Annotated in this window: 8 protein-coding genes; 6 read left to right on the top strand and 2 right to left on the bottom strand. The window is 64.1% G+C overall.

All coding sequences use genetic code 11. The features are described from left to right. Positions 1-11 precede the first annotated feature (11 nt). Both rpoB and CLV65_RS04125 read left to right on the top strand, forming a co-directional pair. Positions 12-3569: a DNA-directed RNA polymerase subunit beta gene (gene rpoB, locus CLV65_RS04120; RefSeq protein ID WP_094690563.1), complete on the top strand. Its 3558-nt coding sequence runs from the start codon at positions 12-14 to the stop codon at positions 3567-3569. Between the two features lie 85 nt (positions 3570-3654). Further along, entirely contained in the window at positions 3655-7917 is a 4263-nt protein-coding gene (locus tag CLV65_RS04125; RefSeq protein WP_094690562.1) for a DNA-directed RNA polymerase subunit beta', read from the top strand. A gap of 332 nt (positions 7918-8249) precedes the next feature. Here CLV65_RS04125 and CLV65_RS04130 read toward each other — a convergent pair whose 3' ends face one another. Then, the gene (locus CLV65_RS04130; RefSeq protein WP_157847214.1) at positions 8250-9818 is read right to left on the bottom strand and encodes a PucR family transcriptional regulator; all 1569 of its coding nucleotides are present in this window, start codon (positions 9816-9818) and stop codon (positions 8250-8252) included. Between the two features lie 96 nt (positions 9819-9914). Continuing rightward, positions 9915-10601: a biotin transporter BioY gene (locus CLV65_RS04135; RefSeq protein ID WP_094690560.1), complete on the bottom strand. Its 687-nt coding sequence runs from the start codon at positions 10599-10601 to the stop codon at positions 9915-9917. Positions 10602-10830: 229 nt separating this feature from the next. On the opposite strand from CLV65_RS04135, the gene CLV65_RS04140 reads away from it, so the two are divergent. The 4 genes from CLV65_RS04140 to CLV65_RS04155 all read left to right on the top strand — a co-directional run bounded on the left by CLV65_RS04140 (position 10831) and on the right by CLV65_RS04155 (position 25144). Then, positions 10831-11820, top strand: coding sequence for a biotin--[acetyl-CoA-carboxylase] ligase (locus tag CLV65_RS04140; protein ID WP_094690559.1), 990 nt, complete (start codon positions 10831-10833; stop codon positions 11818-11820). Positions 11821-11997: 177 nt separating this feature from the next. Then, positions 11998-13896 (top strand): ATP-binding protein, encoded by a 1899-nt coding sequence (locus CLV65_RS04145; protein ID WP_211278390.1) that lies wholly within the window; start codon positions 11998-12000, stop codon positions 13894-13896. A gap of 137 nt (positions 13897-14033) precedes the next feature. Further along, positions 14034-15572 carry an acyl-CoA carboxylase subunit beta gene (locus CLV65_RS04150; protein WP_244569084.1) on the top strand — a complete coding sequence of 513 codons (1539 nt, stop codon included), beginning with the start codon at positions 14034-14036 and terminating at the stop codon, positions 15570-15572. A gap of 95 nt (positions 15573-15667) precedes the next feature. Beyond that, on the top strand, positions 15668-25144 hold the full coding sequence (locus CLV65_RS04155; RefSeq protein ID WP_094690558.1) for a type I polyketide synthase: 9477 nt from the start codon (positions 15668-15670) through the stop codon (positions 25142-25144). Positions 25145-25194: the final 50 nt, after the last annotated feature.

Raw genomic sequence — 25194 nt, forward strand, 5'->3', positions numbered from 1 at the left:
AACCAAGCATTTTGGCTGCTCAGACAAACGAAAGTGTCACCGTCGTCCAGGCGCGCGCTGATGAGAAAGACATCAAGCTGCGCACGGCGACTGACCGCGTGAATTTCGGCTCCATCCGTGAGCCCATCGATGTCCCTTACCTCCTCGGCGTGCAGACCGACAGCTTCGATTGGCTGATCGGCAACGACCGCTGGAAGGCTCGCGTCGCCCAAGATGAGAAGGACGGCACGTTCACCGTTCTCCACACCTCCGGACTCGCGGAAGTGTTCGAAGAAATCTCCCCGATCGAGAACTTCTCGCAGACGATGTCCCTGTCGTTCTCCGACCCGTACTTCGAGGAGCCCCGCCATTCCGTGGCGCAGTGCAAGGAGAAGGACTACACCTACTCCGCGCCGCTGTATGTGAACGCCGAGTTCTACAACAACGAGACCGGCGAAATCAAGAGCCAGACCGTCTTCATGGGCGACTTCCCGCTGCAGACGGAGCACGGCACGTTCATCATCGGTGGCACCGAGCGAGTGATCGTCTCCCAGCTTGTGCGCTCCCCGGGCGTGTATTTCGACCGCACGCGCGATCGCAATTCCGACAAGGAAGTCTTCGGCGCCAAGATCATCCCCAGCCGTGGTTCCTGGCTTGAGTTCGAGATTGACAAGAAGGACGTGCTCGGCGTGCGCATCGACCGTCGCCGCAAGCAGTCCGCCATCGTCTTCCTCGAAGCCATCGGCATGGACCGTGAGCAGATCCGCAAGGAATTCGAAGGCTACCCGCTCGTGCTCGACGCCCTCGACAAAGAGACGATCGACAACCAGGACGCCGCCCTCGTGGACATGTACCGCAAGCTGCGCCCCGGCGATCAGGCAACGCCCGATGCTGGCCGCGGCCTGCTCGATTCGTTCTACTTCAACACCAAGCGCTACGACCTGGCGCGCGTCGGCCGTTACAAGGTCAACCGCAAGCTCGGCCTGGAGATCGATTACAACGATCGCAGCCTGCACCTCGAAGACATCATCGCGACGATCAAGTACCTTGAGACGCTCCACGATGATGGCGAGACCTTCCCGGGCAAGCGCGACGGCGAGGACGTGCAGCTGCGCGTCGACGTGGACGATATCGATCACTTCGGCAACCGCCGCATCCGTCAGGTCGGCGAGCTGATCCAGAACCAGATGCGCACCGGCCTGTCCCGTATGGAGCGCGTTGTGCGCGAACGCATGACGACGCAGGACCCGGGCTCCATCACCCCGCAGTCCCTGATCAACATCCGCCCGGTGGCGGCTGCGATCAAGGAGTTCTTCGGAACCTCCCAGCTGTCGCAGTTCATGGACCAGAACAACCCGCTTGCCGGCATCACGAACAAGCGCCGTCTGTCCGCTCTCGGCCCCGGCGGTCTGTCCCGCGACCGCGCCTCCATGGAGGTGCGCGACGTGCACCCGTCCCACTTCGGCCGTATGTGCCCGATCGAATCTCCGGAAGGCCCGAACATCGGCCTTATCGGCTCGCTGGCAACCTTCGGCCGTGTCAACCCGTTCGGTTTCATCGAGACGCCGTACCGCAAGGTCATCGACGGCCAGGTGACGAACGACGTCGTGTACATGACCGCAGACCAGGAAGCCGACCACGTCATCGCCCAGGCCAACCAGGAGCTGGACGAGAACGGCCGCTTCGTCAACGACACCGCCCTCGTGCGTGATTCCCACGCAGAAGCCGAGGATGTGCCGGTCAGCCAGGTCGATTACATGGATGTCTCGCCGCGCCAGATGGTGTCCGTGGGCGCCTCCCTCATCCCGTTCCTCGAGCATGATGAAGGCCACCGAGCACTGATGGGTGCGAACATGCAGCGTCAGGCCGTGCCGCTCATCGAATCCGAGCGTCCGCTGGTGGGCACCGGCGGCGAATGGCGTGCGGCAGTGGATTCCGGCGACGTCGTGCTTTCTGACAACGACGGCGTGGTGACCTACGTTTCCGCTGACCTCATCAAGGTCATGAACGACGACGGCACCGAATCCAAGTACCACTTGGCAAAGTTCCAGCGCTCCAACCAGACGACGTGCTACAACCAGGTGCCGGTCGTCAAGAAGGGCGATCGCGTCGCCAAGAAGTCCGTGCTCGCCGATGGCCCCGCCACCAACGAGGGCGAAATGGCACTGGGCAAGAACCTGCTCATCGCGTTCATGCCGTGGAACGGCTACAACTACGAGGACGCCGTCATCATCAACCAGCGCCTCGTGAAGGACGACACGCTGTCCTCCATCCACATCGAGGAATACGAAATCGATGCGCGTGACACGAAGCTCGGCCCCGAGGAAATCACCCGCGACTTGCCGAACGTCGGCGAAGACGCGGTTGCCAACCTCGACGAGCGCGGCATCATCCGCATCGGCGCCGAAGTCAAGGCCGGCGACATTCTCGTGGGCAAGGTCACCCCGAAGGGCGAGACCGAGCTCACGCCGGAAGAGCGCCTGCTGCGTGCAATCTTCGGCGAAAAGTCCAAGGAAGTGCGCGACTCCTCGCTGCGCGTGCCCCATGGCGAGACCGGCGTGGTCATCTCTGTCAAGGAGATCACGAAGGAAGCCGCCGAGGCCGATGGCGATGAACTGCCCAATGGCGTCAACGACCAGATCCGCGTCTACATCGCACAGCACCGCAAAATCACTCAGGGCGACAAGCTCTCCGGCCGTCACGGCAACAAGGGCGTCATCTCGCGCATCCTGCCCGAAGAGGACATGCCGTTCCTTGCAGACGGCACGCCGATCGACATCATGCTCAACCCGCTGGGCGTGCCGAGCCGAATGAACCTCGGCCAGGTGCTGGAACTGCACTTGGGCTGGATCGCTCACGCCGGCTGGGACATCTCCCTCGATCCCGATCTCGAGGCCGAGTGGAAGAAGCACGTGCCTCACGGCGCCGAGAAGGGCAAGCCCGGCACCCCGGTCGCCACCCCTGTGTTCGACGGCGTGCGCCCGGATGTGATCCGCGGCCTGCTGAGCACGACCCTGCCCGACCGCGACGGCAACAAGCTCGTCGGCCCCGACGGCAAGGCGCAGCTGTTCGACGGACGTACCGGCGAACCGTTCCCCAAGCCGATCTCGGTGGGCTACATGTACATGCTCAAGCTCCATCACCTCGTGGACGACAAGATCCACGCGCGTTCCACCGGCCCGTACTCGATGATCACCCAGCAGCCGCTGGGTGGCAAGGCTCAGTTCGGCGGCCAGCGCTTCGGCGAAATGGAGGTGTGGGCCCTCGAGGCCTACGGCGCGGCATACACGCTGCACGAGATGATGACCGTCAAGTCCGATGATGTCGACGGCCGCGTGCGCGTCTACGGCGCCATCGTCAAGGGCCAGAACCTGCCGCCTGCAGGCATCCCGGAGTCGTTCAAGGTGCTGCTCAAGGAAATGCAGTCCCTGGCGCTCAACGTGGAAGTGCTCAATGCCGATGGCGTGGCCATCGACATGAAGGACGAGGACGATGACCCGGTGTCTCAGTCCAACGACCTGGGCTTCAACATCTCCGCCCGTCCGAACACCGACAACGCTCCGGACACCGACCACACCGACGTCATCTGACACCGGCACCCGCGCGGCGGGCACAATCCCGCCGCGCATTGACCCCCAACGTTACGTTTGAAAGCAACAAAAGACAGGACATCAAGTGCTGGACGTTAATCAATTTGACAAGCTGAAGATCGGTCTGGCTACCGCCGACGACATCCGCAGCTGGAGCTACGGCGAAGTCAAGAAGCCTGAGACGATCAACTACCGCACGCTCAAGCCTGAGCGCGACGGCCTGTTCGGCGAACAGATCTTCGGACCGACCCGCGACTGGGAATGCGCCTGCGGCAAGTACAAGCGCGTGCGCTTCAAGGGCATCGTGTGCGAACGCTGCAACGTCGAAGTCACCCGCTCCCGCGTGCGCCGCGAGCGCATGGGCCACATCGAGCTCGCCGCTCCCGTGACCCACATCTGGTTCTTCAAGGGTGTGCCGAGCCGTCTGGGATACCTGCTCGACATCTCGCCGAAGGATCTCGAGAAGGTCATCTACTTCGCCGCTTACATGGTCACCTCCGTCAACGAGGCGCAGCGTCACGAGGACCTGCCCGACCTGCAGGACGAACACCAGGCCGAGATCACCGCCCTGAGCCGCAAGCGCGACCTTGAGATCGAGAACCGCGCCAAGAAGGTCGAGGCCGACCTCGCCCAGATCGAGCAACTCGAAGGCTCCGCGAAGTCGTCCGCAAAGGCGAAGCTTCGCAGCGGCGCCGAGCGCGACATGAAGGCCATCCGCCAGAAGTACGACGACCAGATTCAGCGCCTCAACGCCGTGTGGGATCGCTTCGCGAACCTCAAGCCCGGCGACATGGAAGGCGACGTGGACCTGTGGAACGAGATGAGGGATCGCTACGGCGATTACTTCGAAGGTTGCATGGGTGCCGAGGCCATCAAGAAGCGCCTGGAGGACTTCGATCTGGAAGCCGCCGCCGAGGAGCTGCGCGAAGTCATCAAGTCGGGCTCCAACCAGCGCACCGCACGTGCTCTGAAGCGCCTCAAGGTCATCAACGCCTTCATCAAGACCGGCACGAGCCCCACCGCAATGGTGCTCGACGTGATCCCCGTGATCCCGCCGGACCTGCGCCCGATGGTGCAGCTCGACGGTGGCCGTTTCGCGACCTCCGATCTCAACGATCTGTATCGCCGCGTCATCAACCGCAACAACCGCCTGAAGCGTCTGCTCGAGCTCAACGCTCCGGAGATCATGCTCAACAACGAGAAGCGCATGCTCCAGGAAGCCGTTGACTCGCTGTTCGACAACGGTCGTCGTGGCCGCGCCGTCACCGGTGCGTCCAACCGCCCGCTCAAGTCGCTCTCCGACATGCTCAAGGGCAAGCAGGGCCGCTTCCGTCAGAACCTGCTGGGTAAGCGCGTCGACTACTCCGGTCGTTCCGTGATCGTCGTCGGCCCGTCGCTGCGCATGCACCAGTGCGGTCTGCCCAAGCCCATGGCGCTCGAGCTGTTCAAGCCGTTCGTCATCAAGAGGCTCGTGGACCTCAACTACGCGCAGAACCCGCGCAGCGCCGGCCGTCTCGTCGACCGCGCCGATCCGGTTGTGTGGGGTGCTCTCGAAGACGTGATCTCCGAGCATCCCGTGCTGCTCAACCGTGCGCCTACGCTGCACCGTCTGGGCATCCAGGCGTTCGAACCGATCCTTGTCGAAGGCAAGGCCATCCACCTGCCGCCGCTGGCCTGCGCTGCATTCAACGCAGACTTCGATGGCGACCAGATGGCTGTGCACCTTCCGCTCGGTGCCGAAGCACAGGCAGAGGCCCGTTCGCTGATGATGGCATCCGACAACATCCTCAAGCCTGCAGACGGCCACACCGTGACCATGCCTTCGCAGGATATGATCCTGGGCCTGTACTTCCTCAGCACCGTCATCGATGGCGCCAAGGGCCAGGGCCGCATCTTCGATTCGCTCGCCGAGGCCCGCATGGCTCTCGACCGTCACGACATCGACATCCAGGCCAAGGTGCTGCTGCGCATGCCCGCTGATTTCGTGCTGCCCAAGGATTGGGAACCGAGCGAAATCAAGGTCGTCGACCCGCTTCCGGGCGAAGCCGACACCGTCAAGGAAGAGCGCCTGTCGGACGGCACAATTCTGTTCGCCACGTCCTATGGCCGCGTGCTGTTCAACCAGACGCTGCCGGTGGATTACCCGTTCATCAACGAACAGGTGCCCAAGGGCAAGCTCTCCGGCATCGTCGACGATATCGCCGCCCGCTACTCCACGCAGCAGGTCGCTGCCACGCTGGACGCCCTCAAGGACCTGGGCTTCACCCGCGCACAGTGGTCTGGCGTCACGATGGCGTTCTCCGACATCGTGGCTCCTCCGGAGCACAAGCAGATCGTCGATGGCTACGAGAAGCAGGCCGCCAAGGTCAACAACCAGTACGACATGGGTCTGTTGACCGAAGAGGAACGCCGTCAGGAGCTCATCAACCTGTGGACCGAATGCACCGACAAGGTGGCAGAGGCCATGCAGAAGCACTTCACGGCCGACAACAACGTGAACATCATGGTCACGTCGGGCGCTCGAGGCAACTGGATGCAGATCCGCCAGATCGCCGGCATGCGTGGCCTCGTGGCTAACCCGAAGGGCGAGATCATTCCTCGACCCGTCAAGTCCAACTACCGCGACGGCCTGTCAGTGCTCGAGTACTTCATCTCGCAGCACGGCGCTCGCAAGGGCCTGGCCGATACCGCTCTGCGTACCGCAGAATCTGGCTACCTGACCCGTCGACTCGTCGACGTGGCGCAGGACGTCATCGTGCGCGAAGAGGACTGCGGCACGAAGAAGGGCCTCAAGATGCGCGTCGCGGAGCGTGACGAGAACGGAAACCTCGTGCTCGTGCGCAACGCGGATGGCGGTCCGTACTCCCGCATCCTCGCCTCGGACGTGCTCGATCCCGCCACCGGCGAGGTCCTGTACAAGCGCGGCGATGCCCTGAGCATGGACGTGCTCAAGGACCTCGTGGCGCACGGCGTCGAATTCGTGACCGCCCGCTCCGTCATCACCTGCGAATCCAAGCGTGGTGTGTGCGCGATGTGCTACGGCTGGTCTCTGGCAACCAACCAGCTCGTCGACATCGGCGAGGCCGTTGGTATCGTCGCAGCCCAGTCCATCGGCGAGCCTGGTACCCAGCTGACGCTGCGTTCCTTCCACTCCGGTGGCGTTGCATCGGCATCCGATATCACCCAGGGTCTTCCCCGTGTCACCGAGCTTTTCGAAGCCCGCACGCCTAAGGGCGAGGCTCCAATCGCCGAATACCCCGGCACGGTCGAGATCGATGACGAGGAATCCGGCGCACGCAAGGTGATCCTGCATCTCGACGACAAGACCGCGAACGACGGCAAGCCGCTGGAATATCAGGTGACCCGTCGCGCTCCGCTGCTCGTCAAGGATGGCGACCACGTTGCCGAAGGCACGCAGCTCATCGAGGGTTCCGTCGATCCCAAGAAGATCCTGCGCATCCTCGGCCCGCGCGCAGCCACCGTCAACATCGTGGAGGAAGTGCACAACGTGTACCGCTCCCAGGGCGTTGACATTCACGACAAGCACATCGAAGTCATCGTGCACCAGATGATCCGCCGCGACATCGTCACCGACTCCGGTGACTCCGACATGCTGCTCGGTGAGCTCGTTGACCACGCGCACTTCCGCGAGATCAACCGTGGCCTTGTCATGAGCGGCAAGAAGCCTGCGCAGGCTCGTCCTGAGCTCCTGGGCATCACGAAGGCCTCTCTGGCAACCGAATCCTGGCTGTCGGCGGCCTCCTTCCAGGAGACGACGCGCGTGCTCACCGAAGCCGCCTTGGACCAGAAGGTCGACGACCTCAAGGGCCTCAAGGAGAACGTCATCATCGGCAAGCTCATCCCTGCCGGCACCGGCCTGGCGCGTTACCGCAACGCAAAGGTGGAGCCCGACAAGGCGATTCGCGACACCATCTTCCCCAACTTCGGCCTTGACGAAAGCCAGGACGATGATCTGGGCAAGATGAGTGACGAAGAGCTGGCCCAGATGGATATGTCGAACATCGATTTCGGCGATCTGACGATCGGCGATGACTTCGATCCGGACGACCACAGCTTCGATGGCGATGACTCGACCAGCGGCGTGCAGGCACTTGACCTGAGCGCAGGCGACGGCGATCAGGATGAAACCGAGCTCAACCTCGGCGACATCGCAGGCGGTGCCGATGGCACGGCCGATGCCGGCGACATCGACTCACAGGAAGCTGCTGATGCGCAGGACGATTCCAGCGCGGACGATGGCTTCCAGATCAACGACGGCGAAGACACCCCGCTGCCCGGCGATGATGAAGCCAATGGCGACGGCGCTGACGATGCCAATCAGGAGTAGTGATCGCTTGGGTCACTGATTACCCAAGACACTGATTGCCCACAGCTTCTTCTGGCTGTGGGCAATCGGCATTTTGGGCATTGATGGTTCCATGAGTTCCATGAGTTCCATGAGTTCATGGCTTCGCATACGCGTGGGGCGGCTTCCGGGGAAACCGGGGCCGCCCCCACGCGTATGTGCACGCGTATGTGCACGCGTATGTGCACGCGTACACGGTTGAGCGCACGTATGTTCGCGTATTTGCGCTTGGCTGTCTTGGCAGCAGGGATGTTGGCAACAGGAATGTTACGGGTCTCATTGTCACCATTGATGCCCGACCCTGCAGGCGTGATTTATAGGTCGGGGTTGGAATCCTGAATCATGCCGATCTTCAAGGCGGTGAGCAATACGTAGGCTTCGCGCGGATCGGTGGGATCCCAGCCAGTGAGGTCCACGGAGCGACGCAGGCGATAGCGCACCGTGTTGGGGTGCACGGAAAGCTCCTGCGCCGTTTTGTCAAGCGAACCGCCGTTGAAAAGGTACGCCTTCACGGTGGCGAGCACGGAGTTCTTCTCGTTATTTTGCTTGAGCATGGCATAGATGTCGTTGTACAGCTCGTTGCGGGCATCCGCGTCGCCGAACAGCGCCCGTTCCGGCAATACGTCGTTGCTGGCGAGCGGACGAGGGCAGTTCGCGATGGCGGAGGCGGCATGGTATCCGCCCAATGCGGCGCGCACGGTGTAAGAGGCTCCTTCGAATCCCTGTCGCACCGGCCCCATGCAGACGGGGTGCTGCGCATCGAAGAGCGGCATGACGAGACGCGAAAGGCTGTCGATGCTCAGACGCTCATCGGGGGAGGCGCCGGCATCGCCGAGCATGGCGTCCAGTGATGGCTGTGCCGCCACATGAGTCGCGTTGTGTTCGCCGCTGTATGACCCGGCAGCACTGTGTGCCCCGGTCGCGTCGCTGTCCGTGCTGGTGCCGCTGCCACTGCTGGTGGGGGTGATGCGACCTGCGCTGATTGTGGCGCCTGATGCAAGGGCATGCGCATAAGCGGCGGGATGCTCGGGATCGGTGTCGGGAATGCCTTGCTCCGGCGAACCGAAGAGCGCCACCAGCAGATCCTGATGCTGCGACATGCACACGAATCCGCCCATCGCGCTCACATGCCGGCGCAGCCGGTCCTGCTTCATTCCGGCACGCAGCTCACCCGATGTCGAATCCGGCTTGCCAACGAATGCGATGGATTGCGTCTGTGACGTCCAGCGGAACGATGTCATCCGGGCTTGCAAAGACGTGCCGGTTTCGCCGCCGATGAGGGATTCAATGACGAACGCTTCGTCGCGTGCATCCCACGTGCCGTGCACTTCAGCGGCATTCGCATAGACTTCCGCGGCCGAGAACGCCACGGAGCGTGAGTAAATGAGCGCGGCGTTGAGCAGGTCCTGTTGTGCCGCGCCGCTGGATGCGAGCATATCGAGGTTGTCCACGATGACTTCGACGATGATGCGCGTTGCGTCAAGGGTCTGCGACAGTTTGATGGATCGCATGAACTCCACGGGCGCCACAAGAAAGATATGACCGGTGGAGACCGGGGCGTAATCGCGCGGGGAGCGGTAGGATTGCGCCCACGTGATGAATCCCCTCACGGCGGTCTCGCACACCATGTGCAGCAGCGCCTTGTCGGACGGCACAAGCTCCGTGTACCAGTCGGTTTGCGCGCTGAGCCGGTTTTCTGAAATCTCGAGGTATCGTTTCGTCGCCGTGGCGATTCTATCCGGGTCATCCGTGAGCGGGGACGCGGAGCTCGGGGACTGGGACCCTGAGGACTGCAATCCTGAAGGCTGGGATTGCGCGAGCTCATGCGCTGCGGGCTGCGCGGGGATGGGGGCGCCATGTTGGGGGATGTTTTCTGCGACCATGCATTCCATTCTATGTATGAGGCCCGCCGTGCTACCAAGTGCGGCGGGCCTTGAGATGCGAAAATTTATGAGGCTATGCGTCAGTCATGCTATGCGTCAGTCATTGTGTGCGGCGCGGCGCGCGGAGAAAGCCCGGGCGGGGGTCACGGCGGCGGTGGCGACGATGGCCTTCATCGTGTCGCCGATGAAGAACACGGCGCTCGCGGCGGCGAGAGCGCGGATATCCGTGCCGGTCACGATGGATTGCACGGAAATGCCCACTGCGTACGGCACGAGGATGCAGCCGAGGGCACATGCGATGAAGTTGCGGGCCAGCGTCAATGCCGCCGACACGGAGCGGTGACCGTCAGCGTGCGCCTGCGCCGGAGCCTTGAGCAGGGCGGTGATGATGGCGGCGGGAACGAAGCCAAACAGGAATCCTGCGCTGGGGCCAACAAGCGCCGCGGTCGACGCACCGTTTGAGAACACTGGGGCTCCGGCGGCGCCAATCGCCAGATACAGCAGGGCGGCAGATCCCGCTTCCACAGGCGTGAGGGTGAGTGCGGCGATCATGAGCACGAAGGTCTGCAGCGTGATGCCGACCTCAGTGCCCGGCACCTGGATGCGCCCGACCATTGCCGCGACGCACAGAAGTCCTGCGAAAGCGGCGATTTTGAATGCACCGAGCGCGAAGTCGCGCGGGTTGATGGCAGCAGGGATGCCCAAAGTCTGTGCAAACGACCCTTGGGCCGCGGAACGGGACGGGTTTGCCAAACGGTGCGGATTGTGGTCATGGCGAGACATGGAAGCTCCTTCTTCTTTTGTGCCATTGTGAGGAATGAACGTGGAATTCCTATCGAAATTTGTAGAAACCTACAAAACCGATCGTGATGGTCGTTTGGAAATCACTACAAAAAAGGCGTAATCAAAGCGCTTTCTTCACATGGTAACGACACGTATCGGGTTCACTTTTGTAAAAACAAACAAAGTTTTTTGAAGATATTTGTTGACCCCGAGGTCGAATCCGAAGGGGATGGCGGGTAATTTCGCGTATGTGTTAATTACGGATTCACGTACTGAAGCAACAGCAAGTCGTGGTGTGCAGGAGGCGAGCGCAGCGCCGATGCGCGTGCCGGATGTCATTGCCGCCGACCGATGCGTTGTGCTTGACACCGTGGAGTCCACGAACACGCAGGCTCGCAAATTGCTGAGCGAAACGATCATGGCGGATGAGAACCGTTTCCCTCTGTATGTGCTGCTTGCGGATGAACAGACCGGCGGGCGCGGCAGGTTGGGGCGCACATGGATGAGCGGGCGCAATACGTCGTTCCTCAGCTCGTTCGTTGTGCGAATCCCCACGGCGCTTGCAACGGGCGCCACCAGCGGATGGCTGACCACGATCGCCGGCATCGACGCCGTTGAATCCCTGCGGTCGATCGCGCGCGAGCATGGCGTCGATCCTAGCCATATCGGGCTCAAATGGCCCAACGACATGTATTGGGATGATTGCAAGCTCGGAGGAATCCTCACGGAGCTTGCAGCAGTGCACACCGGTCTCACCGATGACGCCGTCGTGATTTTCGGTATCGGAATCAACCTGTTTCTTAGCGACCGGCCGACGCGCATCGCCACGTCATTGCACCGGCATGTGCCTGGGCTTCCCGCATACCCCGTGCTGCGCAACGAACTGGCGCAGCTCATCGCCCAACGTTTGCGGGTGGATGTGCAGCATTATTGCGAAGGCGCGCAGTCGAGCATTCCGCGGTTTGCAAAACGGGCGACCGCCCTCAGCTGCACGATAGGGCGGCGGGTGAGCGCCGAACTGCCTGGCGGAACGCGCATCACCGGCACGGCCATCGCCATACGCCCCAATGCTGCGTTGGAAATCCGCACGAATGACGGCGACATGGTGAGCGTGACGGCAGGCGACGTGGGACTGATACCCCAAGCGATGCCCGGACAGGAGCCATCTGCCAACGCCGCCGGAAGTGCAATGCCAGCGCATTCGCTGCGCTTGGGGTAACAGGAGCGAACGGTCGGCATCGCGGCATCGCGACATAGCTTGGTGCGCGCGCACTCGGCGAAATCGGATAGCAGTGCGAAAGGCCGTTCAGCACAGACTCACAGGCCTACAAGCTCCAGACCTACAAACGCAGACCATTCTTTCCAACCAACGGACCATTACCAGGGAGGACAATCCATGACCGATTCGCAGCTTACGCACATCAGCAAGCTGCTCGTCGCCAACCGCGGCGAGATTGCGTTGCGCGTCATCCGCACCGCACGCGAAATGGGCATCGCCACGGTGGCTGTCTACTCGGAATCCGACCGCGATGCGCCGTTCGCCTCCGCGGCAGACGAAGCGTATCGACTGCCAGGCGACACCTACGCCGAAACGTATCTCAATGAGTCGCTGATCATCGACGTGGCGCGTCGCAGCGGAGCGGACGCCATCCACCCTGGCTATGGATTCCTCTCGGAAGTGCCGTCCTTCGCCAAGGCTGTGCTGGATGCCGGGCTCATCTGGGTGGGTCCCAAGCCGGACGTGCTGGTGGACTTGGGCGACAAGATCACCGCGCGTCGCTTCGCCGAACGCGCCGACGTGTCACCGGTGCCCGGAATCTCCGAACCGGTGACGGACATCGCCACGTTGCTGCGCTTCTGCCATGACTACGGCTACCCAGTCATGCTCAAACGCACCGATGGCGGCGGCGGCCATGGCATCACCGTCGTGCGTGACGACGATGCGCTGCGCAGCTTCTTCATGAGCCATGACGCGCTCCAAGGCGGCGACCTGGGCAAGTACTTCATCGAGAAATTCGTGGCGAAGTCGCGGCATGTGGAGACGCAATGCGGCCGTGATTCACACGGCAACTTCACCGTGTATTCCACCCGCGACTGCTCCGTGCAGCGCCGCAACCAGAAGCTCATCGAGGAGGCTCCCGCGCCGTTCCTCACCGCCAAGGAGAACGCGCGGCTCGTCACGTATTCACGCAGGCTGTTCGAAGCCGCCAATTACGTGGGCTTGGGCACGTGCGAATTCATGCTCACCCCCACGCAGGATATCTACTTCCTCGAAGTGAACCCGCGCCTGCAGGTCGAGCATACGGTGAGCGAGGAAGTGTGCGGCATCGACCTGGTGCGTGAGCAACTCGTCATCGCCGATGGCGGCACCCTCACGCAGGCCGGGGAACCGCGCGGCCACAGCTTCGAGCTGCGCATCACCAGTGAAAACCCCGACACCAACCTTGCCCCGGGCTCGGGCACCATCGAGACCCTTGAATTCCCCTCCGGCCCTGGTGTGCGAGTGGACTTCGGCGTGAAGCAGGGCAGCGTCATCTCTCCCAAATTCGATTCGATGATGGGCAAGATCATCGTGACGGCGCAGAACCGCCAGGCCGCCATCGCCCGCGTGCTGCGCGCGTTGGGCGAATTCAAGCTCGAAGGCGTGTCAACGCCGTGTTCGCTGTTCGCCACGATCTTCCAAGACCCTGATTTCATTGGCGACGACCATGGATTCGCGGTGACGACGAAATGGCTGGAAGGCAAGTACCTGACGAAGAAGCCCGCCAGCGCCAAGGCCGGTCAGCCGGCATCCCTCACGGCGGGGCTTGACACGGCTCCCACGCAGGCCGAACAGCCGAGGGAATCGTTCGTGTTCGAAGTCAACGACAAGCGCGTGCAGGTCACGATTCCCGAGGAGTTCATCGGTGCTCTCGGCGCCCGCGGCGCCCATGCGGGGCGTCGTCGCGCGCAACCGTTGCGCGGCGCCGGCACCCAGGTGACCGGTGCGCCGCAGCAGCGCGGCGGATTGCACGACGGCAACATCTGCTCGCCCATGCAGGCGGTTGTCACGCGTGTCAATGCGGCGGCCGACGAGCATGTCAACAAGGGTGACCTGCTCATCGTGCTCGAATCCATGAAAATGGAGAACTACGTGTATGCTCCGGCGGCCGGAACCGTCAAGGAGATTCTCGTGGGGCCCTCCGATGGCGTGGATGCGGGCGAGCCGCTCGTGTCGTTCGACGTGGATTCGGCGAAGGGATCGGACAAGACAGCCACCAAAAACGCCAACAACACCGCAGCGAAGGAGGAGTAATGACAACGCTTGCCAATCCTGATGTGACGATCCGTGGCGCTGCATCTCCCGCAGAGCAAGGGGAGCGATCCCGGCGCACGGACATGCGAATCCCCACGCCGGCCGGCCCGAACGCATACGGCGGGCAGAGGCAGCCGATGCGCGAAGACCTTGCGCGTGCCGCGCAACTGGCGCAGGCCGCGGAGGACCATGCCCGCGAACGCCAGCATCCCAAGGGCAAACTCACTGCCCGTGAACGCCTCGATTTGCTGTTTGACTCCGGCACATTCCAAGAAATCGGACGTTTCGCCGGCGGCAACATCAACAAGGGCGTGCCCGGCGCCGCGGTCATCACCGGTTTCGGCGAGGTGTGGGGCCGCAAGGTCGCCGTTTACGCGCAGGACTTCTCCGTGCAGGGCGGTTCGATGGGCGTTGCGGAAGGCAACAAGATCTGCCATCTGATGGACATGGCACTCGAGATGAAGGTGCCGATCGTGGCAATCGTGGATTCCGGCGGCGCGCGCATCCAAGAAGGCGTGGCGGCGCTCACGCAATACGGCCGGATATTTCGCAAGACATGCCAGGCCTCCGGATTCGTGCCGCAGATTTCGCTGATCCTGGGGCCGTGCGCCGGTGGCGCCGTGTATTGCCCGGCATTGACGGATTTCATCATCATGACGAAAGAAAACTCGTACATGTTCGTCACCGGGCCGGACGTGGTCAAGGCGGCGACGGGCGAGAAAATCTCGATGGAGGATCTGGGCGGCGGCACCGTGCACAATTCCGTGAGCGGTGTGGCGCATTACTTGGGTGAGGATGAGCCGGACGCCATCGATTATGCGCGCACCGTGCTCGCCTACCTGCCCTCCAGCAGCGACGAACAACCGCCCGTGTATGCCTACAGTTCCGGCCATGCAGAAGATGTTGCCGCCCGTCGCATCGGCACGATCGTGCCGGTCAACGATCGCCAGCCCTATGACGTGGTGGACGTGATTCATTGCATCGCCGATTACGGGGAATTCGTGCAAGTGCAGGAACTCTACGCGCAGTCCGCCGTCGTGGGCTTCGCCTGCCTTGCCGGGCATCCGGTGGGCATCGTGGCGAACCAGCCGTGCGTGAACGCCGGCAGCCTTGACGTGAACTCCTCGGAGAAAGTCGCCCGTTTCGTGCGCATGTGCGATGCGTTCAACCTGCCGGTCGTCACATTGGTGGACGTGCCCGGTTACAAGCCCGGCAGTGACCAAGAGCATGCGGGAATCATCCGGCGCGGCGCCAAGGTCATCTACGCCTACGGCAACGCCCAAGTGCCGATGGTCACGGTGATTCTGCGCAAGGCCTTCGGCGGCGCTTACATCGTCATGGGTTCCAAAGCGATCGGCGCCGACCTCAACTATGCGTGGCCGCATTCGCAAATCGCGGTGCTTGGCGCGCAGGGCGCGGTCAACATCATCCACCGCAAGGAGCTGCGCCGTGCCCGCGAGGATGGCGAGGAGGCGGCTGAGAAGCTGCGAGCCAAGCTCGTTGCCGACTATGAGGCGACGACGGTGAACGCAAACCTGTCGCAGGAAATCGGCCAAATCGACGCGATGATCGACCCGGAGCAGACCCGCGACGTGCTCATCAACTCGCTGGCGACGCTGCGCACCAAGAAGCGGCAGCGCCTCACCGGCAAGAACCATGGCAACCAGCCGATGTGACGGCTACAGCTGCCTCCCAGGCACTTCTTCCTATGAATCCATCAATTCCATCACAAGACGAACAACATCAATCACAACACGAGACAAGAGGAACCATGACATCCTTCCTGACACGCCTGTGCGACGAACAAGTCATCCTGACCTTCGCAGGCCAGTCCACGCCGTGGACGGCAGCGCTCAAGCAGCTGGCCGATGACGCCGACCTTTCCGACCGCCTGCACGCCTTGGCGGCGGACTCCGAGCGCCTGCTCGAGCCCATCGCCGCCGACCTGCTTGCCACGACCGGCAAGCGCGTCGATCTGTTCGACTATGCCAGCGACTCCCCGGTATTGGGGGAGGCAGCCGACTCCACCGTGAGCGTGCCTGGCATCGCCCTCGCCCAGCTAGGCGCGCTGCTCTCCGCCGCAGACCTGGGCTTCAAGGCATCCGCCGTTTCCCCGGTCGCATCCCTGGGCCATTCGCAGGGCGTGCTCGCTGTGGACATGGTGCAGGCCGCCCATGAGGCGTCGGACGCGCAGTCCGAACGCGACGCCATCGTGCGCATCCTCGCCATCGCCAGGCTCATTGGCGCGGCTGGCGCCCGCCAAGCGCATCTGCTGGGACTCGACGGGGAGCGCGGCACATCCCCGATGATGTCGATCAAAGGCGCCACGCGCGCCCAAGTGGAGGAGCTCATCCGCCGTGTGAACAACCCGGCAGGCCCCATCAACATCGGCGTCATCAACTCCCGTACGCACATGGTCGTCTCCGGCCATCCCGCCGACCTCGCCAAGCTCGAGCAGCAGATCGGCCGCGAGCATGAGCGCCAGGCGAAGCTGCGCGCCCAGAAGGTGCGCGGCGGCAAGGTGTTCGACCCATCTGTGGAATATCTCGAAGTCACCGTGCCCTTCCACTCGGGGCTCATGGAGCCTGCGGTGCAGCAGGTGGCGGCATGGGCGAGCGAATGCGGTCTTGATGGCGCGCAGGCGCAGCGTCTCGCATCCCAAGTGCTCACCGATGATGTGGATTGGCAGCAGCAGGTGGATGATGCGCTCGCCAAGGCGGATGCCTCGAAGGTGTGGTTCGTGGACTTCGGCCCGGGCATCACGGCATCCAAGCTCACGACGGCGCTCGTGGACGGCACGGGCGCGGGCATCGTCTCGCTCGCCACGGCGAAGGACCGCATCGCCGCCATGGAACTCGACGGCGAACCGGAACGGCTCGCCGACTGGTCTGCATTCGCGCCGCGCGTCGTCGCGACAGCCAACGGCCGTGAAGTGAGCACCGCATTCACCCGCCTCACCGGCAAGAAGCCGGTGTTGCTCGCCGGCATGACGCCCACCACCGTGGATCCCGAAATCGTGGCGGCGGCCGCGAACGACGGTTATTGGGCAGAGCTCGCAGGCGGCGGCCAAGTGACGGAGGATGTGCTCGACACGCATGTGAATGAGCTTGAAAGCCAGCTGCGCGAAGGTGCATCCGTTGAATTCAACGCGATGTTCATGGACCGCTACCTGTGGAACCTCCAGTTCGGCGGCAAGCGACTCGTGCCGCGCAAACGCGCGTCGGGCGCCCCGATCGATGGCGTCGTCGTCTCCGCCGGCATCCCTGAGTTCGACGAAGCCGTGCAGCTGGTGCGCACGCTCAACAAGGACGGCTTCCCGTATGTGGCGTTCAAGCCCGGCACCGTCGACCAGATCCGTCAGGTGCTGCGCATCGCCGCGGCGCTCGAACCGACACAGGTCATCATGGAGGTCGAAGGCGGCTCCGCCGGCGGCCACCATTCATGGGAAAGCCTCGATGACCTGCTCATCAGCACCTACGCGCAGGTGCGCGACCACCGCAACGTCGTGCTCGTCGCCGGCGGCGGCATCGGCACGCCCGAACGCGCCGCGGACTACATCTGCGGCCAGTGGAGCCAGCGCTACGGCATGCCGCTCATGCCTGTGGACGGCGTGCTTGTGGGCACGGCGGTGATGACTGCGAAGGAAGCGCACACCAGCGACCAAGTCAAGGACCTCCTCGTGGCAACGCCCGGCATCAACCCGGACGCCAAGGACGGTGACGTGTTCGCCCCGCTGGGAGAAAGCTGGGTGCCTTCCGGCAAGGAACGCGGCGGCATGACCTCCGGTTTGTCGCATCTGCACGCAGACATCTACGAGATCGAGAATTCCTCCGCCAAGGCCGGGCGTTTGCTCGTCTACTTGGAGAAGCATCCCGACGAGTTGCCCGCCCGCCGTGACGAGGTGATCGCTGCGCTCGCCGCCACGAGCAAGCCGTATTTCGGCGACATCGAGACAATGACCTACCAGCAGTGGGCCCAGCGTTTCGCTGATCTGTGCTATCCGTGGGTGGACCGCACGTTCGCCGACCGCTTCCTTCACCTGCTGCACCGCATCGAAGCGCGCGTGGCACAGCAGGACAGCGGTGAATTCGAATCCGCCTTTGCTGACACCGACGCCGTGCTCGATGCACACGCGGCGCTCGCGAAGCTCGCAGAAACGTATCCGCAGGCGGCCAACCTGCATGTGACGCCGACCGATGCCGCATGGTTCCCGGCATTGTGCCGCGAATACCCCAAGCCCGTGCCGTTCGTGCCGGTCATCGACGGCGAACTGCTCGGCTGGTGGGGTCGCGACCAGCTGTGGCAGTCCGAGGACCCGCGGTATTCCGCGGATTCCGTGCGCATCATCCCCGGACCGATCGCCGTGGCGGGAGTCACCACGAAGAACGAGCCCGTCACACAGATCCTGGGACGCTTCACCGAGGCTTGCCTCGACCGTGCGCAATCCGAGCAGACGGCTAACGCTGCATCCGACAGCACGGTGTTCGCCGCCCTTGACGGTGCGGTGGACGCTGAGGCCGCCATCCGCCGCAACCCGCACATCAGCTGGATGGGCCACATGATGGACAATCCGGCCTTCGACACACCGCAGGGCGACGCAACATACGAAATCATGCCGGTCACAGGCGATGCCGAAGCCGCTGACACCGATGGGACCGTGTCGAAGTGGAACCTTGACGTGCACCTGGACACCCATTGGGATGGCGAAGCGGACGGCGGCACCGACAAGCACGCCGTGCGCGACATCGTGATCCCGCTGAACCTCGACGCCAGTGCGCCGTACCTGATGCCGGTCGTCGACAAGGCGCGCCTGCCCAAGCATGTGTATGCGATGCTTGCAGCCACCGCCGGAATCGGCAACACCGCCATCACCGGCGATGTGCTCGACGCAATGCCCCAGGTCGTTTCTGACGACACCGACCGGGAACAAGGCCATCCGTTCGGACATGTGGAGGCGCACTACACGCTGTCCGCCAACCTCGGCCCCGACCACGAGACGGTGACAGGCGCAGCCCTGCCAGCCAAGCTTGCCAAAGCGCGCATCGTGCCCGATGCGCTCGTGGGACCCGCATGGCCAGCGATCTACGCCGCACTGGGCTCCGTGCACGACGGCGACACGCCGATCATCGAAGGCCTGCTCAACGCAGTGCACCTCGACCACCTCATCAAGCTCACCGACGACCGTGATGCGCTCGCGGCTCACACCGGCCAGACCATCGACCTCACCGCATGGGCGGAGAACTATGCGGAATCCGCATCCGGGCGCGTCGTCACGATCCATGTGACGCACACGACCCAGGACGGCACCGTCATCGCCGAGCAGATCGAGCGTTTCGCCATCCGCGGTCGTGCCTACAGCGCCGAGCTGCCCGTCGACGCACCTGCATACGGCGGCATCGACGCGGATGTGCGCGACACCCCGCGCCGCCTGCTGCGCCGCGTCACGGTCACCGCCCCGACGGACATGACGGCGTTCGCCCGCACATCCGGCGACTTCAACCCCATCCACACGTCCCGCCGAGCCGCTGCAATCTCCGGGCTTGCAGCGCCCCTCGTGCACGGCATGTGGCTTTCCGCCACGGCGCAGCACGCCGTCGAAGCGCGCGATGTCAAGGGCAACGCCTGGCCGATCGAAGGCTGGACATACACGATGTATGGCATGGTGCAGCTGGGCGCCACGGTCACCATCGACGTGGAACGCACTGGCCGGGTCGCCGGCCGCGGCATCGTGCTCGAAGTGACATGCCACGCCGACGGTGAGCTCGTCTCGCGTGGCACGGCCATCACCCGCGCGCCCATCAGCGCATTCGTCTACCCTGGCCAGGGCATCCAGCACAAGGGCATGGTGCTCGACGAGCGCACCAAGAGCGCCGCCGCACGCGAAGTGTGGGAGCGCGCCGACGCCGTGACCCGCAGCAAGCTGGGATTCTCGATCCTCGCCATCGTGCGCGACAACCCCACCGACATCACCGCCAACGGCGTGCACTACCATCACCCGGACGGCCTGCTCAACCTCACGCAGTTCACGCAGGTGGCGCTCGCCACCGTCGCGTTCGCCCAGTCCGCGCGCTTGCGTGAAGCGGGGGCTCTCATCGAAGGCTCGTACTTCGCAGGTCATTCCTTGGGCGAATACGATGCGCTCAGCTCGTTCGCCGGCATCATTCCGCTCGAAACCGAGCTTGTGCTCGTGTTCCACCGCGGTTCCACGATGCACCATCTCATCGAACGCGACGAACAGGGACGCTCGAACTACCGCATGGGCGCCCTGCGACCCAACCAGTTCGGCGTGGGCGACGACGGCGTGAAGGAATATGTGGCGCAGGTTGCCAAGGAAAGCGGCGAATTCCTCGAAATCGTCAACTACAACCTCGAAGGCGCCCAGTATGCGGTGGCGGGCACGATTGCTGGCCTCAACGCTCTGCGCGCCGATGCGAACCGCCGTGCCAAGGAGGCTGGCGGCAAGCCAGCGTTCATGTTCGTGCCCGGCATCGACGTGCCGTTCCATTCGAGCAAGCTGCGCCGCGGCGTGCCCGAATTCCGTGACAAGCTCGATGCGCTGCTGCCGCAATACATCGACTACTCGCGTCTCGAAGGCCGCTACATCCCCAACCTCGTCGCCCGTCCGTTCGAGATGACGAAGGACTTCGCCCGTTCGATCCTCGAGGTCGTGCCCTCCGAGCGCATCAAGAAGGCGTTGGAGAAGGATTCCGTATGGGATTCGTATGCCAAGGATGACCAAAAGCTCGGCCGTCTGTTGCTTACCGAGCTGCTCAGCTGGCAGTTCGCATCCCCGGTGCGCTGGATCGAAACGCAGCGCCTGCTGTTCACGCCGCGCGAGGAAGGCGGCCTGGGCGTCACCAATTATGTGGAGGTCGGCCTGGGCAAGGCCCCGACGCTGGCGAACCTCGGCACGAAGACGCTGCGCCTGCCGCGCTTCGAAGGGCTTGACGTGAACGTGTGGAACGTAGGTCGTGATGAGGCGCGCGTGTATTGCACCGACACGGATTCGCTCGTGCCGCAGGAGGACCTTGACGCCACGTCGATCAGCATGGCGTCGGATTCGGCTGCGACCGCGGCACCTGTTGCGGCACCTGCTGCGACGCCCGCTGCACCGGTGGTAACGGCACCGACGGTAACGGCACCGGTGGCAGCGCCTGCCCCGGCTGCTGCAGCCGCCTCCGGTCCCGCCGCTGACATCCCGTTCACCGCTGCCGATGGCATCCGCACGCTGCTTGCCTACGAATCCAAGGTGCGCCCCGACCAGATCGGCGACCAAGACACCACCGACACGCTGACCAACGGCGTCTCGTCGCGCCGCAATCAGCTGCTCATGGACATCACCGGGGAACTGGGTGTGCCCAGCGTGGAAGGCGCCGCCGAGGCCACCGTGGCGAAACTGTGCGGCATTGTCACCTCCGTGGCACCCAAGTACCATGCCTTCGGCCAGGTGCTGAGCGACGCGGTGCGCGAACGCCTCCACGCGCTCTTCGGATCGGCGGGCATCAAGCCCACTCACATTGCGCAGCGTCTGCAAAGCGCCTGGGGCCTGGGCGAGGGGTGGACGGCGTTCGTGACCGCCGCCATCCTGCTGGGCACCCGTGACGGCGCCAGCTCGCGCGGCGGCGATCTTGCGACGCTTCCCGCGAACCCGGTGGCGAACGCCGCCGAGGCGGACGCCCTCATCGACGCAGCCGTGCAACAGGTGGCCACCGACCATGGTGTGGCGGTCGCACCGCTGTCGGCAGGCTCGGGCAGCGGCGGGGCAGTGGTGGATTCGGCAGCCCTCGATGCCTTCGCCGACACAGTGACCGGCAAGGATGGAGTGCTCGCCTCCACCGCACGCTTCGTGCTCGGGCAGCTGGGGGTCGACGCTCCCAAGTCCACCGGCGACGCTGACGAAGACGCCCGCCGCACCGTGCAGGCCGTCGAGGCCGAGCTCGGTTCTGGCTGGGTTGACCAAGTCGCGCCGCGGTTTGACGAACGCAAGGCGATTCTGTTTGACGACCGTTGGGCATCCGCTCGCGAAGACCTCGCGCACATCTACTACCAGCATGACGAGGAGCGTGCGGCGCTTGACTTCACCGGCGCCGGCGAAACCGTCGCCCAGCAGGCACGCTGGTATGAGCAGCAGGCGAAAGAGAGCGGCGACAAGAAGCTGCGCGACGTGTTCCGCACCATTGCGCAGCAGGCAGCGATGAGCGATGCTGACCTTGCCGCGGTCGATGAGGAAGCCGCCAAGAAGGCCGACAAGAAGCATGCAAGCGACGCCGACGTGCGTGCCGCGCGCCGCTTCGACGGCGACATCGCCGTGGTGACCGGCGTTTCCGCCAATTCAATCGCCGGGCAGGTCGTGGCGGGTCTGCTCGCCGGCGGTGCGACGGTCATCGCCACGAGCCACAGCTTCCGCCTCTCCATCGTGCAGTGGGCCAAGAAGACATACCGCACGCACGCCACGCGCGGCGCGGCCCTGTGGCTCGTGCCCGCGAACCTGTCGAGCTTCCGCGACGTGGATGCCCTCATCGAATGGATCGGCACGGAGCAGCGCGAGACGCACGGCGCCACGACCACCGTTGTCAAGCCCGCGATGGAGCCCACGGCATTGTTCCCGTTCGCCGCGCCGCCCGTGCATGGCACGATGGCGGATTCGGGCGCACTGTTCGAATCGCAGGCGCGCCTCATGCTGTGGAGCGTGGAGCGTCTGATTGCCGGACTTTCCGCCATCGGAGCGGATTCGGACGTCGACCACAAGCTGCACGTCGTGCTTCCCGGCTCGCCCAACAGGGGCGTGTTCGGCGGCGACGGCGCCTACGGCGAAGTCAAGAGCGCATTCGACGCCCTCGTCAACCGTGCCCGCCCCGAGCATGTGTGGTCCGATCGCGTGACATTCGCCCACCCCAAGATCGGTTGGGTGCGCGGCACCGGCCTCATGGGCGGCAACGACCCGCTCGTCAAGGTCGTGGAGAAGCATGGCCTCACCACCTACTCCACCGAGCAGATCGCCGACCGGTTGCTTGACTTGGCTACGGCGAAGTCTCGTGCCAAGGCCGCGGCGGATGGCCCCCTTGATGTCGATCTCACTGGCGGACTTGGCAGCGAACCGCTCGACATCCGCGCGCTGCGTGCAGAAGCCGAGGCGGACGCCGCCGCATCCGCACGCACGGAGATGGCTGATGAGGCTGCCGGGCAGGGCGCGGATGCTTCTGCGCAATCCCTGTCGCAGCCGACGCTCATCAAGGCGCTGCCGACGCCGCGCGTGCCCCAGCAGCCCAAGGCCGACCTTGCTGAATGGGGCGGCGTGACCGCACGTCCCGAGGACGAGGTCGTCATCGTGTCGATCGGCGAGCTTGGCCCGTGGGGCTTCGGCCGCACGCGTTTCGAAGCGGAGCTGGGCATTCATTCGGATGGCACAGTCAAACTGTCGGCAATGGGAGTGCTTGAGCTCGCATGGAACATGGGGCTCGTCTCATGGCAGGACAACCCCCAGCCTGGCTGGGTGGACGCCGAGGGCGAGACCATTGCCGAAGAGGACATCGCCGACCGTTACCGTGACGAGGTCATCGCCCGTTCCGGCATCAGGCCGTTCAACGAGGCGATGGGCGTGTCGTACAAGGATGGCGCCGACGAGGAATCCGCCGAGGTCTTCCTTGACCACGACGTGACGTTCACGGTGGCAAGCCAGCAGGAAGCCGACGAATACGTCGCCGCCGACCCCTCCCATACGCGCACCGGCAGGGACGATGAGACGGGCGAATGGACCGTCACATGCCTCAAGGGCGCCAGCGCCTTCGTGCCGCGTCGCGCCACGATGACGCGCACCGTGGGCGGTCAGTTCCCCGACGGTTTCGATCCCACCCGCTGGGGCATCCCCGCTTCGATGGTCGGTGACGTGGACCCGATCGCGTTGTGGAACATCGTCACCACCGTGGATGCGTTCCTCTCCGCGGGGTTCAGCCCCACGGAACTGCTGCAGGCCGTGCACCCCTCGCAGGTCGCCGACACGCAGGGCACCGGCTTCGGTGGCATGCATTCCATGCGCGAACTGTATGTCGACCGTTACCTCAACCGCGAGTATCCCAGCGACATCCTGCAGGAAGCGCTGCCGAACGTCGTGGCGGCGCACGTCATGCAGTCCTATGTGGGCGGATACGGCGCGATGATCCAGCCGGTCTCCGCATGCGCCACCGCAGCCGTCTCCATCGAGGAAGGCTTCGACAAGATCCGCCTCGGCAAGGCTGATTTCGTGGTCGCCGGCGCCATCGACGACATCGGCGTCGAATCCGTCAACGGCTTCGGATACATGAACGCCACCGCAAACTCCCAGGAGATGGCGGCAAAGGGCATCGCCCCGCGCTTCTTCTCCCGTGCGAACGACAGGCGCCGCGGCGGATTCATCGAATCGCAGGGCGGCGGCACCGTGCTGCTCACCCGCGGCGACATCGCCTTGCGCCTGGGGCTGCCGGTCGCCGGCGTCGTGGGCTACGTGCGTTCGTTCGCCGATGGCGCGCATACGTCGATCCCGGCTCCCGGCCTCGGCGCGCTCGCGGCTGCGCAGGGCGGCAAGGACTCCGTGCTGGTGCGCGACTTGGCGAAGCTCGGCGTGACGCCGGACGACATCGCCGTGGTCTCCAAGCACGACACGTCCACGAACGCCAACGATCCCAACGAATCCGAGCTGCACAACACGATTGAGCATGCCATCGGCCGCACGGCGGGCAATCCGCTGTACGTCGTGTCGCAGAAGAGCCTGACGGGTCACGCGAAGGGCGGTGCGTGCGTGTTCCAAGTGCATGGGCTCACGCAGATGTTCGAATCCGGCATCGTGCCGGCGAACGCGGCGCTCGATTGCGTGGACCCCAAGCTCAAGCGCGACGATTTCATGGTGTGGTTGCGCGAACCGCTCAATCTGCGCACCGCCGGCCGCACCGTGAAGGCGGGGCTCGCCACGTCGCTCGGCTTCGGGCATGTCTCCGGCTTAGTGGCGCTGGTGCATCCGGGTGCGTTCGAGGCATCCGTGGCGCATAGTGCCGGCGAGCAGGCTCTCGAGGCGTGGCGTGAGCGCGCCAACCAGCGCTTGGCTGCGGGCGCGGCGCATCTCGCGGCAGGCATGCTCGGCCATGCGCCGCTGTTCGAGCCGGTGGACGGCCGTCACCTGCGTGAGGACGGTCCCCATTACGACGGGCATGAGGTCGAGAAGGCCATGCTTCTCAACCCGGATGCTCGTTTGGGCGCCGACGGGTATTATGACTGATTGCAAGAATCGGGTGTTCGATGCCTTGTGGTCGGGCACCCCATGATCAG

The organism is Pseudoscardovia suis (genome assembly GCF_002797875.1).
Taxonomy (GTDB): Bacteria; Actinomycetota; Actinomycetes; order Actinomycetales; family Bifidobacteriaceae; genus Pseudoscardovia; species Pseudoscardovia suis.

Bases quoted from the DNA above. Each gene is read 5' to 3' on its own strand.
- CLV65_RS04140 (WP_094690559.1), top strand. From the start codon at position 10,831: ATGGCGGGTAATTTCGCGTATGTGTTAATTACGGATTCACGTACTGAA.
- CLV65_RS04155 (WP_094690558.1), top strand. From the start codon at position 15,668: ATGACATCCTTCCTGACACGCCTGTGCGACGAACAAGTCATCCTGACC.
- CLV65_RS04145 (WP_211278390.1), top strand. From the start codon at position 11,998: ATGACCGATTCGCAGCTTACGCACATCAGCAAGCTGCTCGTCGCCAAC.
- CLV65_RS04135 (WP_094690560.1), bottom strand. From the start codon at position 10,601: ATGTCTCGCCATGACCACAATCCGCACCGTTTGGCAAACCCGTCCCGT.
- CLV65_RS04130 (WP_157847214.1), bottom strand. From the start codon at position 9,818: ATGGTCGCAGAAAACATCCCCCAACATGGCGCCCCCATCCCCGCGCAG.
- CLV65_RS04150 (WP_244569084.1), top strand. From the start codon at position 14,034: ATGCGCGAAGACCTTGCGCGTGCCGCGCAACTGGCGCAGGCCGCGGAG.